The sequence below is a fragment of the Herminiimonas sp. GW821-FHT09C12 genome, assembly GCF_059416385.1.
On the sequence record NZ_JBWKPC010000001.1, the window covers coordinates 217,293 to 232,148 of the forward strand.

Sequence of the window (14,856 nt, forward strand, 5' to 3'; positions counted from 1 at the left end):
ACGCCAGTGTCACTGCTTTATGAGAACATTGTTTCAGGCTGTTGACAGACCCCGGAGTTGCGCACGATTCATGCTTTAGCAATCGTGCGCAACTCTGGACTGTTTGTACCGTCCAAGGAGCAATGTTTAGCATGCAGGATGTCGCATGGATCAAGTACTGGAGGATCGATGAAGCGTAGTGAGATGCGTCACAAAGTTCAAAACACCAGCCTCGGCTTTCTCGCCGGCTATGTGGATACATTAGGTTTCGTTGCACTGTTCGGTTTATTTACTGCACACGTCACAGGCAACTTTGTCTTGATCGGTGCAGAAATGGCGCATCCGCAAGGCGGACCGCTGTTACTCAAAATTCTCGCCTTCCCTGCCTTCATCTTTGGCGTCGTGATTGCCCGCCTGCTGATTGCCGTCTTGCTCAAGCGCGGCCAGCATGCCTTGTGGTACGCCTACATCCTGCAACTGGTTTTATTGATTGCCTTCATGGTGCTCGGCTATCTCGCCAGTCCTATCGGCACAGAACCATCCGATATGGCGGTCGCTGCCGGTGTCATCGGTGCGATGGCGATGGGCACGCACAGCGCCTGTGGCCGCTTGCTGCTCTCACATCTCGCACCAACCGCCATGATGACCGGTAACGTCACTCAACTCGTCATCGATTCAGTGGACGTGCTGCGCGGTGCCGCTGACGAGACGATCAAGCAACGCTGCATCAAATTCCTGTGGCCAGTCCTCGCATTCGGTGTAGGCGCGGTCGGCGCGGCTTTCGCTTATTCCTATGCCGGTTTTCTGGCGCTGTTGCTGCCCATCGCCATCCTGCTCTACCTGATGTATATCGAGCGCGGCATGATCAAAAAAATACACAAGTCCAAGCAGGTCGCCTGACGATTCCGTATCCGGCTTTCAAAACCGTCCTCGCAATATCCATCCCCGCACACGCTGTCGCGGGGATTTTCATAGCACCCATTCCCTTGCACAAACAGCATCCAGCGCCACGGGAATAGCGACAGCAAACGACACATAGCCATTTATGGCTCAAATACTCCACCTGCTACGGTAAAATGCCCTTTACTTCTTAACATTGCGCTACCAAGCCCAGAACACGTATCCATGAGCAACGATTCAAAAAACGGCAGCACCAATCCGACACCAGCCCCTTCCAACTTCCTGCGCGCCATCATCGAAGCCGATCTCGCCGCCGGTAAACACGAAAAACGTGTGGGCAAGGACGGCCAGCCGCTGCCAACAGTCATCACTCGCTTCCCGCCGGAACCTAACGGTTACCTGCACATCGGCCATGCCAAATCGATCTGCCTCAACTTCGGCCTCGCGCGCGACTACGCCGGCCGCTGCAACCTGCGCTTCGACGACACCAATCCGACCAAGGAAGAACAGGAATACGTAGACACCATCATCGACAGCGTCAAATGGCTGGGCTTTGACTGGAAAGAAGGCGAAAAGGAACATCTCTACTTCGCCAGCGACTACTTCGACCAGTTGTATGCAATGGCCGAATACCTGATCAACACAGGCCACGCCTATGTCGACAGCCAATCCGCCGAAGACATGGCGAAGAACCGTGGCAACTTCGGTGAGCCGGGCAAGAACTCGCCTTTCCGCGACCGCCCTGCCGCCGAATCGCTGGACCTGTTCCGCCGCATGAAGGCCGGCGAATTCAAGGATGGCGAACACATCCTGCGCGCCAAGATCGATATGGCATCGCCAAACATGAACTTGCGCGACCCGGCCATCTACCGCATCCGTCACGCGCATCACCACCGCACCGGCGACAAATGGTGTGTCTACCCGATGTACGACTACGCGCATCCGATTGAAGATGCGATTGAAAACATCACGCACTCGGTCTGCACGCTCGAATTCCAGGATCACCGCCCGTTCTACGACTGGGTGCTGGAACGCCTGGCCGAAGGCGGCTTCTTCGCCAAGCCGCTGCCGCATCAATACGAATTCTCGCGCCTCAACCTGACCTACATCGTCACCAGCAAACGCAAGCTGCGCCAACTGGTTGAAGAAAACATCGTCGAAGGTTGGGACGATCCGCGCATGCCTACCCTGGTCGGCATGCGCCGTCGCGGCTACACGCCGGAAGCGATCCAGTTGATGTGCGAACGCACCGGCGTCACCAAATCCGACGGCTGGATAGACTACAGCGTGCTCGAAGGTGCACTGCGCGAAGACCTCGATGAAAAAGCACCACGCGCCATCGCCGTACTGCGTCCGCTCAAACTCATCATCGACAACTTCCCGGAAGGTGAAACTGTTGAGTGCTCGGCACCAGTGCATCCGCATCATCCTGAACGTGGCAATCGTACCTTCCCTATCAGCAAAGAACTGTGGATAGAACAGGAAGACTTCATGGAAGTGCCAAGCAAAGGCTACTTCCGCCTCTTCCCCGGCAACAAGGCACGCCTGCGTTATGGCTACGTGGTTGAATGCGTGGGTGCGGACAAAGATGCAGACGGCAACATCACCGCCGTCCACTGCACCTACTTCCCCGACAGCAAATCCGGCACCGAAGGTTCGGCCAACTACAAAGTCAAAGGCAATCTGCACTGGGTCAGCGCCGCACACGCACTGGAAGCCGAAGTGCGCCTGTACGACCGCCTCTTCACCGACCCGCATCCAGATGCAGGTGGCAAGGATTTCAAACTGGCCTTGAATCCTGACTCGAAAGAAATCGTGAAAGCGTTTGTAGAACCTGGCGTATCAGCAGTACAACCGGATGAGAAATTGCAGTTTGAACGTCACGGTTATTTTGTTGCGGATCGCGTAGACAGCAAGGCTGGGAAGCCTGTGTTTAATCGGGTGGTGACTTTGAAAGATAGCTGGGGGAAATAAAACAAGTTTTAACTAAAAAAGCGGGGGCTGAACTAGCCTCCGCTTTTTTTTGGGGATTTTATGGGGTATCAATCCTAAAGCACGCATGTTAAATTTCCATAATTCCACATTGCATTACGACAACAAATAACCTGTAACTCGCTCGCGGGAATAACATCAGATCACGAACAACAAAACAGTGGCGCTACAAACGGGGACATAGATGGCTGAGAATATAGAACTGCACTTTACCGGTCGTTTAGCACCTGACCATCAAATTACTGCTCGCACACTTGCACATTCTTTAAGCCATTTGCAACGTGCTGTCGATAAGGCGGTCATTTTTGAACGACGCGGCACGTTAAAGAAATATTCTCAACTGGGCGCCAATGAATATGCATTGGCCGACCTTATAGTTCTGCCTTTTACAGAAGGAAGCATTCGCGTGCCACTCGTTGGCCCGTTATTAAATGATGTCGCTTCAAAAATAAGAGGTGTATTGGATCAGCCGTATAGATTGGCAGCAGCAGAGCTTAACCTCGAAAGTGAACGACTGACAAATCAAATAGAACCGGCTATAAATCGAGCGAACATGGATCTACCACGACCGACTCACCAAAATTTATTAGACGATCACTTTCAACTCGAAAGAGATTACTTTGAAGCCGCCTTACTTTCCGACCTCAACAATCTAATCGCCCCTCTACGTTCTGCAGCAATTACCGATAATGAGTCAATAACACTTAGCCTCAGAGACAATCAGAGAAGCCGTGAATATATGTTCAACAAGGACATCAGCAAACGCTTTTCAAAAATAACTAGAGAGAAACGATTAGGGCCGGAAACCATATATGAAGGCGTGCTACAAGGTTTAGAAGAAAGTGCTATTGGCCCATTTCCCTACTCTGGAAAATTTTTTAGTCTTGCATCAAAATCTGAACATAAGCTATCCGTCTTTATAGAAAATGATGCTCATCAACTCAATGAATTCAATCTTACAAAAACGCCATTCCGCTTTATCGGAGCTCCCTTAGCAGTGTACGGCGCCTTCGATTCGCATCGTGGTGATATTGTCTTTCTAAAATTCATATAAATGGAAAAATTAAGCGAAAAATTTCAGGAAGAGTTATGGTCGAAAATAAGGCCACTTCTAGAATGGCATCGTTTTATTATTTTCGTTATATTGAATTTTTTATTTTCTTTTAACTTTTTTTGTCTATTTATCGCAGCTTTAGAAACCAAGACCTTGCATGACATCCCGAATTTATTACTTGAAATATCGAGCGAGTTAAAAATTAGAGATTTTCTTTTTTCTGCTTTAGTTGCATTCTATTTTGTTCCATGGCTAAGCAGTAAGGTGAACTGGATTCTTCTTCAAAAAATTCAATTTGGATTATCAAAACCACTTCAAAAATCCCTCATGGATTTTGCTGAAGTGATTGCGTCAACGAACCTGGATTTACCTAACGATTTAGTAAAAGAAAAATTAAAAAAAGAAAAGGAAGCAATTAAGCGATTTCGCTTACTTAAAACTCTATGTGAGATATGGGTAGTTATAATTCCGATCGCATATTTTCAGCTTCTAGATACAAATTATAAGAACATAATTCTTTCTATAATTTTGATGGGAATTGGTTTTTATGGGATCAGTCTATTAATGATGCTGACTTTTCTTCGCGATATAGTGCCCGCTGAAATAATCCGTCAATTTAAAGAAATCAGAATGAATGAATCATCCCACCAGATGTAAATTCATCAATTCATAAACATAGGTATCTAATGTCAAATGCTTTAGTCGCCTTTTGTCATCACATCGCCTTTCTGGCAATCATCTTGATGCTTGCCTTCGAAATGCTGTTGCTGAAGCAGCCACTAACGCTGACCTCTGCGAAAAAGATCCAGCGCTACGACGCCATCTACGGCGTCGCCGCTGGCCTGATCATTATCATCGGCGGTTTGCGCGTGATGTATTTTGAAAAAGGCGCTGACTACTACATGCATAGCGCGCCCTTCATCATCAAGATCGCGCTCTTCATCATCGTTGGCTTGATCTCCATCCATCCAACCATGACTTTCCTGAAATGGAATAAATCGCTGAAGCAAGGCGTCGTACCTGAATTGAGCGATGCACAGAACCGCAAGCTGCGCGGCATCATCCATCTGGAACTGACTCTGCTTGGATTGATGATCCTGTGCGCAGCGATGGCTGCCAAGGGCATCGGATATTTCGGCTCGTAAATGCTCACCTCATTGACGCCCACAATAGTTTCTCTGTTACCGATGGTGGTAAGCGTTGCAATACTTTATGTATTGGCATCGGGCATCGTGTTTTATCAACAGAGAAAGAACAAACATCGTTACTCCCCTTTGACGTCAAAGTTGTTACGCGGCCCCGGACATGCACTGGTCAAGAAACTGGAAGATATTAATTTTGATGTTGCGGCCAACTTCTTCCTGATCTGGTTTATCCCGGTATTTATTTTTGCTATGCATGTTTCAGTTCCTTATTTTTTAGGAAAAGAACATGCATCTATTACGACCGCAATTCATGTTTTAGCAACTATTGGATTAGAAATTTATGTGGTTTTCAAACTCATTAAAATTACAAACCAACGCCGAAAAATCCGCGAAGGTTATGAGGCAGAAAGTGCAGTTGGCTCTGAATTGAATTTATTGATGCTTGACGGCGCACATGTTTTCCATGATCTGCAAGCAGAGAATTTCAATATTGATCATGTAGTAGTTTCGTCCGCAGGCGTGTTTTGCATAGAAACAAAAAGCCGCGTCAAGTATGCGGAAGCAAATAAGAAACAAAATGCGCGTATGGAGTTCGACGGAAAAACGCTCAACTTCCCATCCCATAAAGAAACCGAACCAATTGATCAAGTACGAAGAAATGCCAAGTGGCTGAAAGATTGGCTATCAAAGGCGACTGGTGAAGTCGTGGATGCACGACCTGTACTGGCTTTTCCTGGCTGGTTTGTCACAACATCAAATCGTAGCGATGTGCTTGTCATCAGTGGAAAGAATGTCAGTAGTATTTTTAAAAATGCCACAACCAAAACACCATTAGATCCTGCAAGAGTCAAAAGCATCGTTCATCAGGTCGAGCAACGTTGCCGTGACATTGAACCTGTCAATTATAAAAAGGCATCCAAGCCCTTTTTATCAGAATAAATAACACAATCAAACTCGCTCACGTCACTGTCGTTAGCGTTTCTTCTTGACGACGACTTCCGGGACTTGGCCCAAGGGCTGCATCGCCCGTATGGTTTCCAGAAACAGACGCAAGCGCGCCGGATAGTAGCGCGCATGTGGATACACCAGATACACTGGCAACGGCGGCGCATTCCATTCAGTTGCGAGGCGTACCAAGCGTCCCTGTGCAATATCGTCAGCGACCAGCCATGCTGAAATGATTCCCGCGCCCAATCCCGCCAGCACTGCAGTGCGCAATGCGTACAAACTATCTGTGCTCATGCGCGGCTGTATGGTGAAGTGATGTTCTGCACCATCCGACTGCCGCGTCAGCATCACTTCTTCCCGATAAAAAGTACGGAAAGCCAGCCACGGCAGCGTGTGCAAATCCTCTACCTGCAAAGGTTGTGAATTGCCCTTCAGATATTGCGGCGATGCCACCACGATGCGCGGCACTTCGAAAAGCTTGATCGCGACCACGGAAGGATTGTCGACCACGCCAACCTGAATCGCGCAATCGATGCCTTCGGCGATAAAGTCGGGGCGACGGTCATGCAGCATCCATTCAACAGCAACACGTGGATAACGTCCGAGGTAATCCGCCAGTGGCTTGATCAGATGCTCCTGCCCAAAGGCGTGCGGCACCAGCACGCGCAAAGTGCCTTCCGGCTCATCCTGCGTACCGCGCAGATCAGCTTCCATCTCTTTCCAGTTATCGAGCAAATCCTTGGCATGCGCAAAGCAACGCTCACCATCGGCGGTGAGCTTCATGACGTGTGTGGAGCGTTGCAGCAGGCGCAAACCCAGACTGCGTTCTAGCGCCTGCAAGCGACGGCTGACCGTGGGCTGACTGGTTTTGAGTTGTTCGGCCGCAGCCGACAAGCTGCCTGCCTCGACGATGCGGACAAAGGTTTGCATCAGCTCGATGCGGTCTACGCCTGGATTTCCCGATTCTTTCATGCGTTAAGCGTATAACAAATGTACGTTTAGAGCTACTACCATGGAAGAATCACTGCGAGGAGAATGCAACACATCGCTATATACAAGGATTCATCATGTTGGTTATTCAATCCACACATACAAGCCAGAATGCAGAAAAGGCTGCATTGTCGCCTTCCCTGATTCTGCTGCTGGCTACCGGCGCTGGTTTGAGCGTGGCTTCTCTTTATTACAGTCAGCCTATGTTGGGCGTGCTCGGTGCGGACATCCATGCCAGCGATCGCATGATCGGCTTGGTGCCGACCTTGACGCAGTTGGGCTATGCAATGGGGATTCTGCTGCTGGCACCTTTGGGGGATCGCTACGACCGCCGCACCATTATTTTGTGGAAGGCGGGCTTGCTTGCATTGGCACTGTTGTTCAGTGGCCTTGCTCCCAGCATTGTGTGGCTGCTCGCAACCAGTCTGGTCATCGGCCTGACGGCGACGATGGCGCAAGACATCGTGCCTGCTGCGGCAACACTGGCACCGGAATCGCATCGCGGCAAAATCGTCGGCACGGTGATGACAGGCTTGTTGCTCGGCATTTTGCTATCGCGCGTGATCAGTGGCTTTGGCGCAGAACGATTCGGCTGGCGCTCTGTGTATGTTGCGGCTGCAGTCGGTGTCGCGATGATTGCAGTCGCTATCTGGCGCGGACTGCCACGCTTCAAACCCACAACGCAGTTGGCATACGGCGCATTACTCGGCTCGATGATCCAGTTGTGGCGTCAGCATGGCGCATTGCGTCAGGCCGCGCTTGCTCAAGGTTTGCTGGCGGTTGGCTTCAGTGCGTTCTGGTCGACGCTGGCGGTGATGCTGCATGGCGAACCTTTCCATTTAGGTAGCGCTGCGGCAGGTGCTTTTGGTTTGGCTGGCGCTGCGGGCGCATTGGCTGCTCCGTTGGCTGGTCGTCTTGCGGATAGACGCGGCCCTGAGCTGGTTACACGCATCGGCGCTGGTTTGGCTGCCGTATCGTTTGCCGTGATGTTGCTCGCACCATTGGTGCCGCCGCATATTCAATTGGCGTTGATAGTCGTGAGTACGATAGGTTTTGATTTTGGCGTGCAAGCCACTTTGGTTGCGCATCAAACGATGGTTTATGGGATTGATCCTGGTGCGCGCAGCCGTTTGAATGCACTGTTGTTTACCGGCATGTTCATCGGCATGGCCAGCGGCGCAGCGTTAGGTAGCCTGATGCTGGCGCAATGGGGCTGGACTGGCGTTGTGGCACTGGCGACGATTTCTTCATTAGGTGCATTGGCGGTGCGCTTGCTGCGTGGAAGCAAAACATAAGTTGTTGCCGTGATTGTTGCGCAATAAGATGCGTTAGGATATCGACTGAACATACCCGGTCGATATCGCTCTTGATGAGATGTCCGCTATTGTCTGATAGCGGACATTTTGTTTTGTGCAGCACCATTCAATTATTGAGAACAAGCATGAGTACATTTAAAAACGTCATCCTCTACACCGACACCGACGGCTTTGCGAAATTTCGTGAAGCAGACATCGCCCTGCCCGGCGGCTCGCCTAAAGCCATGCTGTCAGAACTATTTCCCTCCGATGGATTTCAAGTACGTCACAGCCCACCGGGCGTGAGCAGCGATTTTCATTGCACGACGACTGCGCAATGGCTGGTTGTCTTGAGTGGTGAAATGGAAATCGGCTTGCGCGATGGCAGCAAGCGCATCTTCAAGGCTGGCGATCATTTTTTCTCCAATGATGTGTTGCCTGAAGGTGCAACGTTCGACAGCACGGTACACGGCCACAACAGCCGCGTCGTTGGTGATACTCCGTTGACGACCTTGTTTGTCAGAACGAGTAAATAAGATAAAAACTTATCTTTAATCCACTTAAATCGTAAACGAATTCGAAAAACTCCCTAATTTATGGGATGCCAAAACACAGCCGCAGTGATAGTTTCTCCGCTGCGTATTTTTTATGTGTCTTAAACAATTTTAGGTCGTTCTTTTATTCATCCAACTCAAAGGAGACTGTACAACACCATTAATTTGTACTTATCAAAGTCAGAACAATAAATAAATTTCAATAATCAGGGATGGATTATGTTTAGATTAAGCACCGCTTTAATGGCGTTGGCAGTTGCCGTATTGAGTACCGGTTGCTCAATGATGGCTCCTCAGTACACGCCTTCACTCGATAATGTCCAGGCTCTCAAGGATGCTGGCAGTTATACCACCAAGATCGGCAACTTCACTTCCACCAATGGCCCAGGCAATGCAAATCCGATTAGCATCCGTGGCTCTACCTTAGCTTCTCCATACCAAGGCTCTTATGCCAATTATCTGGCAGAAGCTATCAAGCAAGAGCTAACGCTAGCGCAAAAACTATCAGCAGATGCAACTGTGGAAATATCCGGCGTCCTTTTGAAGAACGATCTGGATACATCTAATTTTACGACTGGCTTTGCCATCGTAGAAGCACGCTTCATCGTCAAGAAACGTGGCAGCGTAGTCTATGAGCAAGTGAAATCTGCGCGACATGAATTTCCCTCCTCATTTGCCGGTGCCGTAGCGATTCCTCGCGCTGTTCAGGAATATTCATTCGCCGTGCAAAAATTGCTGGGGGCACTTTATGCAGATCCGGCATTCACTTCCGCGCTTAAATAAAAATACTAACTGCCAATCACTTATACCCATCATATGTCTATCAAAACTATATTCTCCGCATTGCTTGTAGCGACAGTCCTTACTGGTTGCGCACGTCCACTTGTTATCTCTCCAAACATGGACAAAATTACAGCTACGACATCAGGACAAGCAACTGACAAGAACGCCGGTTACTACATTGCCAACGATGTATTAATCAAGGAAGTCACAACGCCTGGAGGTGGTGGCGATAAAGTCAGCTATCTACCATATCGAGACATAGAAATAGCCTTCTACAAAATGTTAGATAACGTCTTTGGTAATGTAAGCAAACTAAAGGATGCAAAAGATGTAGATGCTATTAGCAAAAATAAGATCAGCTATATCGTAATTCCAACACTAGTGACAAATTCATCATCGCCCAGCGCATTCACTTGGCCGCCCACTAAATTCAGCGTTGAATTAACTTGCGACATTTCTGATGCAACGGGAAATAAAATCACATCACTAAAAGTAACAGGGGAAGGTGCTGCAGAATTTGATGAGTTCAAGAAAGATTTTGCTTTGAGTGGGAAACGTGCCACAGAAGATGCTTTGCTGAAAATGCAAAAAGCTATGCTCGATGCACCGGAGTTGAAGAGATAATTCCCACTCAACGGCCTAGAAAGAGCGACAATTACGTCGCTCTTTTTTATTGAGCACATCATCCTAAAGACTTACCATCAACGATGGTCGGGGTGAGAGGATTCGAACCTCCGGCCCCTGCGTCCCGAACGCAGTACTCTACCAGGCTGAGCTACACCCCGACTCGGCTTGATCGTCAGATTTGGGAAGCACATACGTCCTGCTGACGATCCTGCTCGACTTTATTTTAGAACTAGTTATTTCCGCTTTCAATCTAGGAAATGACGAGCTACAACTAGCAAGGCGGACATAAAGCCCTGCTCGTATCCGACCTCACATCCTGTTAAGCTAATCACAGAATTCCCTGGCATTTAACTCTATCGATTGCCCGTTCATGCCGATCTTGTTACGCGACATCGCCATTTATCTGAAGCGTTTGTTCCGTCTATCCGAGGCGCATCTAATGCTGTTGTGCGCCGCTGTGGTTGGCGTCATCGGTGCTTTATCGACGATTGCTTTTCGCGATAGTCTCGCCGGACTGCAACGGTTACTGGTCGGACATAGCGGCTCACTGGTAGAAATGGCCAAGGTCTTGCCATGGGAAATGCGTGTGCTTCTGCCCACTGCAGGCGGCATCGTTGCCGGCGTGTTTCTGGTGCTGGCAAAACGTTATGCCAAGGAAGCAAAATCCGATTACATGGAAGCTGTCGTCGTCGGCGATGGTCATCTCTCTGTCCGGCAAAATCTGCTGCGCAGCATCTCATCCTTATGCACGATAGTGTCGGGCGGTTCCATCGGGCGCGAAGGTGCGATGGTGCAACTGGCTGCAACCTGCGCTTCTGTAGTTGGACGTATCGGCCGCTTTGAACCATCGCGCCTGCGCCTGCTGGTGGCCTGTGGCGCGGCTGCTGGTCTGGCCTCTGCCTACAATGCACCGATTGCCGGTGCATTTTTTATTACTGAAATCGTGCTGGGTTCGATTGCGATGTCGAGCTTCGGCCCGGTTCTGGTCGCGGCGGTGGTGGCGAACATCACAATGCGCGAGTTCCCCGGTTATCAACCTGCATATGAAATGCCCACCTTTCAGGCGATTGCAGATGTTGAAGTCATTCTGTTCATCGGGCTGGGCATACTAGCCGGCATCTGCGCACCGCAATTCCTCCGGATACTTGATTTCTCTAAACGCCAATTCCAGAAAAGTGGATTGCCGCTGCCTGTACGACTCGGCCTCGGCGGCCTGCTCGTCGGCATTATGTCGGTATGGGTACCGCAGGTGTGGGGTAACGGTTACAGCGTGGTGAACTCACTTTTGCACGAGCAATGGGTGTGGTCGGCAGTATTGATGGTGCTGGCATTCAAACTGGTGGCGACCGCACTGACAACTGGCTCCGGTGCGGTCGGCGGCGTGTTCACACCTACGCTGTTCATGGGTGCGGCGATGGGTTATCTGTTCGGACTTGGCATGCAGTTGTTGTGGCCGGGTGCGGTATCGCAACCGTTTGCTTATGCAATGGTGGGCATGGGCGCATTCCTCGCGGCGGCAACCAGCGCACCGATGATGGCGATCCTGATGATCTTCGAGATGACCTTGAGTTATCAGATCATGTTGCCGCTGATGCTGTCGTGCGTGGTGGCTTACTTCATTGCACGCAGCATCGATGGCACATCGATGTACGAGATCGTGATCAAGCGCAATCAAGAAGAAAAAGAGAAATTGCGCCTGCGCCAAACCCAGATGCGCGACCTGATCAAGCCTGCAGAAACCGTGTTGCCACTGACTGCATCGCTGGAAGATATGACACGCATCTTCATCGAGCATTCCGCCAAATATCTCTATATCGTTGATGCAGCCAATCTCTATCAAGGAGTAGTTGCCTTGCAGGATTTGACGCTGATACTAATGGACAAGCAGGCGCATCCAGACAAAACAGCAGCCGACTTTTTGCGTCACGACTTCCTGCCCGTAATCACGCCAGAAATGTCGCTCAGCGAGGCATTGCAACGCTTTCTGCAACATCAGGGCGAGCGCTTGCCGATAGTGCAAAGCGTGGGAAAACCAGTGCTGCTGGGCGCTATCTATAAAACGTCGCTGCTGGATGCCTACTACCGATTGAGTTAAGGTAAGCCGATGCAGTGAAAAAAACAGAATCGCTTCTTCGATAGCTTGTTGATGGCAGTCGGTGCCGGACTGTTTTTTATCAAACTAGGACCTACAACGTAATCACTGTGTCAGGCTTCTTCATTACAATATCGACTTGATATCGCCATGCAAATGGCCGCATTAAAAATTCAGTACAAGCAACGACAACGTCAACTTTGCATCTGGGCTTATCAGATCTGGTGTATTTCTTGCGTTACAGTTGGCATCGTTGAACCACAACGATATCGGCCTTTTTATATCCATTACCATTGGACACCCTCATGGACTTGACTACACCTGCTCTGCTCTTCCCCGCTATTTCGCTCTTGCTGCTGGCATATACCAACCGTTTTCTGGTTATCGCGCAATTAATACGACAACTGCACGTCAAGTATCAGGAACGTGCGCACGACGTGGTAAGTCGGCAAATTGCCAATTTACGCGTACGCGTGATGCTGATCCGCCGCATGCAGGAAATGGGCGTCGGCGCTTTTATCCTGTGCGCACTGTCGATGTTCCTGGTCTTCATCAAACTGATCTTTATCGCGCAGGTGATCTTCGGTTTCAGCATCTTCATGCTGGTGCTGTCGCTGCTGGTGTCCTTGTACGAAATCATCATCAGCACCAAAGCCATCGAAATCGAGATGGAAGATATGGAACAAAGTCTGAAAGAACTCGACTGATCACACTACCGTGCAACGACCGTGTTAAAGTCGGCGCTGCACAATTTGCCGTCCATTTCTCTCGATTACTCACATGCCACCGTCTCTCCCACTTGCCAAAAACGTCTTTGGCGAACCATTGGTTCCCTGCTCTTTCAAGCCATTAACCGGCTACTTCCGTGATGGCTGCTGCAAGACAAATGAAGATGACGTCGGTACGCATGTGATTTGCACTGTGATGACGGCGTCCTTTCTGGTTTTCAGCAAGGCGTGTGGCAACGATCTCTCGACGCCGCGTCCGGAATGGGGTTTCCCTGGCCTGAAGCCGGGCGATCAATGGTGCTTATGTGCCAATCGCTGGGTAGAAGCATGGAGTGCGGGTGTGGCACCTAAAGTGGTGTTGGAGAGCACCAACCAGACTGCACTGGAAATCGTGAGCCTGGATGATTTACGCAAGTATGCTTATCCGATCCGGGAAGAAGAATAGGCCACTCTCAGGCCATATAGCACCGATAGCTTTATCAATATGACAATCAACATGATTGTTGTCGCAAAATGCCAAGATACTCCTCAATATTTCTGAAAAGAATCCGTTAGAATAATTTCCACCCTGCAAATTAACCCAACACTCATTTAAACGGATCGTCAGGCAAAGTATGGATTCGTTGACCGCTGGCATCGCTTTAATCCTTGTGCAATTTTGTATTGCATTGGTGATGGCTGGTGTTTTTTACGCCGCCCCTTCCGAAAAATGCACAAAATACTGGGCATTGTCTGGTGTCTGGATCGCCTTCGGCGTCTTGATCGCCATATTAAATAATCGACTGAATAGACCCGCCTTTATCCTCAACGGAACCGGCGCGATCATGATTGGCTTGGTCTTCCAATGGCATGGCATTCAAGCTTTTTACAAAAAACAACCGCAAAAATGGGGATGGGCCATCGTCGTCGTCTTCATCATCCTGCTCGCGATTATGGTCACGCTGGAATCTAGCCCTCAAGGACGCTCGATTCTTCTCTCCTTCACAATATTGCTATTACTTGGCCTGAGCTTTCACGCGATCTGGCAAGGACAAAACGGCCCACCGAAAACATTTGTTCAAGCACTGGCGCCAGGTGCGATTGTGCTGCTGATGATAGGCAATATTCTGCGTATAGGAATTGCCCTTCTGCAGGTAAGCGAATACTTGCCGCCTACTCGCTCAACGTTCGAGATCGCCGTTGCCTATCTGCTACCAACTGTTGGCACCGTACTGTTTTCCATCGGCTTACTGCTTCTGTACTTTGAACGCATAGTGGAAGAGAACCGCCATCTGGCAACGCACGATGAATTAAGCAAACTGTTGAATCGTCGCGCCATCGTTGCCTCCGGCGAGTACAGCCTGGCATCCGCTGCACGGCTGCAGCATGAGCTGACGATTGCATTTATCGATATCGATATGTTCAAGAACTTCAATGACAAGTTCGGCCATGCTGCCGGCGACACAGTCATCATGGACGTTGCCGCCATCCTGCAGCAAACCTGCCGCACCATCGATCTGGTCGGTCGCTATGGCGGTGAAGAATTCCTGATCATTTTCCCAGGAGTTAATCGTGACGACGCCGCACTTGTCGGCCAACGTTTGGTGGATGCGGTAGACAATTATCGCTTCCTCGGTGTACACCCTGTCACCATCAGCGTGGGATTAACGACCTTACCAAAGAAGGACGTTTGCTCGTGGGAGCAGTTAGTCCGACGAGCAGATGCAGCCTTATACGAAGCAAAAGGCTTGGGGCGAAATCGGTACGCAGCCTAAGTTCCATCCCCTCGC

The 14,856-nt window shown here is 49.8% G+C and carries 15 protein-coding genes and 1 tRNA gene; 14 read left to right on the plus strand and 2 right to left on the minus strand.

The window, feature by feature from the left end; all coding sequences use genetic code 11:
- Nucleotides 1–168 precede the first annotated feature (168 nt).
- The 6 genes from AC07N2_RS01010 (at nucleotide 169) to AC07N2_RS01035 (ending at nucleotide 6,009) form a co-directional block, all read left to right on the plus strand.
- On the plus strand, nucleotides 169–879 hold the full coding sequence (locus AC07N2_RS01010; RefSeq protein ID WP_494776618.1) for a YoaK family protein: 711 nt from the start codon (nucleotides 169–171) through the stop codon (nucleotides 877–879).
- 225 nt (nucleotides 880–1,104) lie between these two features.
- Nucleotides 1,105–2,853: a glutamine--tRNA ligase/YqeY domain fusion protein gene (locus tag AC07N2_RS01015; RefSeq protein ID WP_494776619.1), complete on the plus strand. Its 1,749-nt coding sequence runs from the start codon at nucleotides 1,105–1,107 to the stop codon at nucleotides 2,851–2,853.
- A gap of 202 nt (nucleotides 2,854–3,055) precedes the next feature.
- The gene (locus AC07N2_RS01020; RefSeq protein ID WP_494776620.1) at nucleotides 3,056–3,925 is read left to right on the plus strand and encodes a hypothetical protein; all 870 of its coding nucleotides are present in this window, start codon (nucleotides 3,056–3,058) and stop codon (nucleotides 3,923–3,925) included.
- Nucleotides 3,926–4,582: a hypothetical protein gene (locus AC07N2_RS01025; RefSeq protein WP_494776621.1), complete on the plus strand. Its 657-nt coding sequence runs from the start codon at nucleotides 3,926–3,928 to the stop codon at nucleotides 4,580–4,582.
- A 29-nt stretch (nucleotides 4,583–4,611) separates the two neighbouring features.
- On the plus strand, nucleotides 4,612–5,070 hold the full coding sequence (locus tag AC07N2_RS01030; RefSeq protein ID WP_494776622.1) for a DUF2214 family protein: 459 nt from the start codon (nucleotides 4,612–4,614) through the stop codon (nucleotides 5,068–5,070).
- Nucleotides 5,071–6,009 (plus strand): nuclease-related domain-containing protein, encoded by a 939-nt coding sequence (locus AC07N2_RS01035; RefSeq protein ID WP_494776623.1) that lies wholly within the window; start codon nucleotides 5,071–5,073, stop codon nucleotides 6,007–6,009.
- 33 nt (nucleotides 6,010–6,042) lie between these two features.
- On the opposite strand, the gene AC07N2_RS01040 is transcribed toward AC07N2_RS01035, so the two are convergent.
- Nucleotides 6,043–6,990: a LysR family transcriptional regulator gene (locus tag AC07N2_RS01040; RefSeq protein WP_494776624.1), complete on the minus strand. Its 948-nt coding sequence runs from the start codon at nucleotides 6,988–6,990 to the stop codon at nucleotides 6,043–6,045.
- 95 nt (nucleotides 6,991–7,085) lie between these two features.
- On the opposite strand from AC07N2_RS01040, the gene AC07N2_RS01045 reads away from it, so the two are divergent.
- The 4 genes from AC07N2_RS01045 (at nucleotide 7,086) to AC07N2_RS01060 (ending at nucleotide 10,264) form a co-directional block, all read left to right on the plus strand.
- Complete coding sequence (locus tag AC07N2_RS01045) at nucleotides 7,086–8,303, plus strand: MFS transporter (RefSeq protein ID WP_494776625.1); 1,218 nt, start codon at nucleotides 7,086–7,088, stop codon at nucleotides 8,301–8,303.
- A 146-nt stretch (nucleotides 8,304–8,449) separates the two neighbouring features.
- A complete protein-coding gene (locus tag AC07N2_RS01050) occupies nucleotides 8,450–8,839 on the plus strand; it encodes a cupin domain-containing protein (protein WP_494776626.1) in 390 nt (129 codons plus the stop codon).
- 237 nt (nucleotides 8,840–9,076) lie between these two features.
- On the plus strand, nucleotides 9,077–9,640 hold the full coding sequence (locus AC07N2_RS01055) for a hypothetical protein (protein ID WP_494776627.1): 564 nt from the start codon (nucleotides 9,077–9,079) through the stop codon (nucleotides 9,638–9,640).
- 117 nt (nucleotides 9,641–9,757) lie between these two features.
- Nucleotides 9,758–10,264, plus strand: a complete 507-nt coding sequence (locus AC07N2_RS01060; protein ID WP_494776628.1) for a hypothetical protein — start codon at nucleotides 9,758–9,760, stop codon at nucleotides 10,262–10,264.
- A gap of 84 nt (nucleotides 10,265–10,348) precedes the next feature.
- Here the strand turns inward: AC07N2_RS01060 and AC07N2_RS01065 are convergent.
- Nucleotides 10,349–10,425: transfer RNA gene (locus AC07N2_RS01065), tRNA-Pro, on the minus strand.
- 212 nt (nucleotides 10,426–10,637) lie between these two features.
- Between AC07N2_RS01065 and AC07N2_RS01070 the strand changes: the two genes are divergently transcribed.
- From AC07N2_RS01070 to AC07N2_RS01085, 4 genes are all read left to right on the plus strand, one after another.
- Entirely contained in the window at nucleotides 10,638–12,362 is a 1,725-nt protein-coding gene (locus tag AC07N2_RS01070; RefSeq protein WP_494776629.1) for a ClcB-like voltage-gated chloride channel protein, read from the plus strand.
- 302 nt (nucleotides 12,363–12,664) lie between these two features.
- The gene (locus AC07N2_RS01075; RefSeq protein ID WP_076594032.1) at nucleotides 12,665–13,066 is read left to right on the plus strand and encodes a DUF2721 domain-containing protein; all 402 of its coding nucleotides are present in this window, start codon (nucleotides 12,665–12,667) and stop codon (nucleotides 13,064–13,066) included.
- A 73-nt stretch (nucleotides 13,067–13,139) separates the two neighbouring features.
- Nucleotides 13,140–13,532: a DUF2237 family protein gene (locus tag AC07N2_RS01080; RefSeq protein WP_494776630.1), complete on the plus strand. Its 393-nt coding sequence runs from the start codon at nucleotides 13,140–13,142 to the stop codon at nucleotides 13,530–13,532.
- A 169-nt stretch (nucleotides 13,533–13,701) separates the two neighbouring features.
- Entirely contained in the window at nucleotides 13,702–14,841 is a 1,140-nt protein-coding gene (locus AC07N2_RS01085) for a GGDEF domain-containing protein (protein WP_494776631.1), read from the plus strand.
- The last annotated feature ends 15 nt before the right edge of the window (nucleotides 14,842–14,856 follow it).

What these genes read in the sequence shown, in the direction of transcription:
- AC07N2_RS01030 (WP_494776622.1), top strand. Translation starts at nt 4,612, where the DNA reads ATGTCAAATGCTTTAGTCGCCTTTTGTCATCACATCGCCTTTCTGGCA.
- AC07N2_RS01045 (WP_494776625.1), top strand. Translation starts at nt 7,086, where the DNA reads ATGTTGGTTATTCAATCCACACATACAAGCCAGAATGCAGAAAAGGCT.
- AC07N2_RS01010 (WP_494776618.1), top strand. Translation starts at nt 169, where the DNA reads ATGAAGCGTAGTGAGATGCGTCACAAAGTTCAAAACACCAGCCTCGGC.
- AC07N2_RS01055 (WP_494776627.1), top strand. Translation starts at nt 9,077, where the DNA reads ATGTTTAGATTAAGCACCGCTTTAATGGCGTTGGCAGTTGCCGTATTG.
- AC07N2_RS01060 (WP_494776628.1), top strand. Translation starts at nt 9,758, where the DNA reads ATGGACAAAATTACAGCTACGACATCAGGACAAGCAACTGACAAGAAC.
- AC07N2_RS01070 (WP_494776629.1), top strand. Translation starts at nt 10,638, where the DNA reads ATGCCGATCTTGTTACGCGACATCGCCATTTATCTGAAGCGTTTGTTC.
- AC07N2_RS01015 (WP_494776619.1), top strand. Translation starts at nt 1,105, where the DNA reads ATGAGCAACGATTCAAAAAACGGCAGCACCAATCCGACACCAGCCCCT.
- AC07N2_RS01080 (WP_494776630.1), top strand. Translation starts at nt 13,140, where the DNA reads ATGCCACCGTCTCTCCCACTTGCCAAAAACGTCTTTGGCGAACCATTG.
- AC07N2_RS01040 (WP_494776624.1), bottom strand. Translation starts at nt 6,990, where the DNA reads ATGAAAGAATCGGGAAATCCAGGCGTAGACCGCATCGAGCTGATGCAA.
- AC07N2_RS01025 (WP_494776621.1), top strand. Translation starts at nt 3,926, where the DNA reads ATGGAAAAATTAAGCGAAAAATTTCAGGAAGAGTTATGGTCGAAAATA.
- AC07N2_RS01035 (WP_494776623.1), top strand. Translation starts at nt 5,071, where the DNA reads ATGCTCACCTCATTGACGCCCACAATAGTTTCTCTGTTACCGATGGTG.
- AC07N2_RS01050 (WP_494776626.1), top strand. Translation starts at nt 8,450, where the DNA reads ATGAGTACATTTAAAAACGTCATCCTCTACACCGACACCGACGGCTTT.
- AC07N2_RS01075 (WP_076594032.1), top strand. Translation starts at nt 12,665, where the DNA reads ATGGACTTGACTACACCTGCTCTGCTCTTCCCCGCTATTTCGCTCTTG.
- AC07N2_RS01085 (WP_494776631.1), top strand. Translation starts at nt 13,702, where the DNA reads ATGGATTCGTTGACCGCTGGCATCGCTTTAATCCTTGTGCAATTTTGT.
- AC07N2_RS01020 (WP_494776620.1), top strand. Translation starts at nt 3,056, where the DNA reads ATGGCTGAGAATATAGAACTGCACTTTACCGGTCGTTTAGCACCTGAC.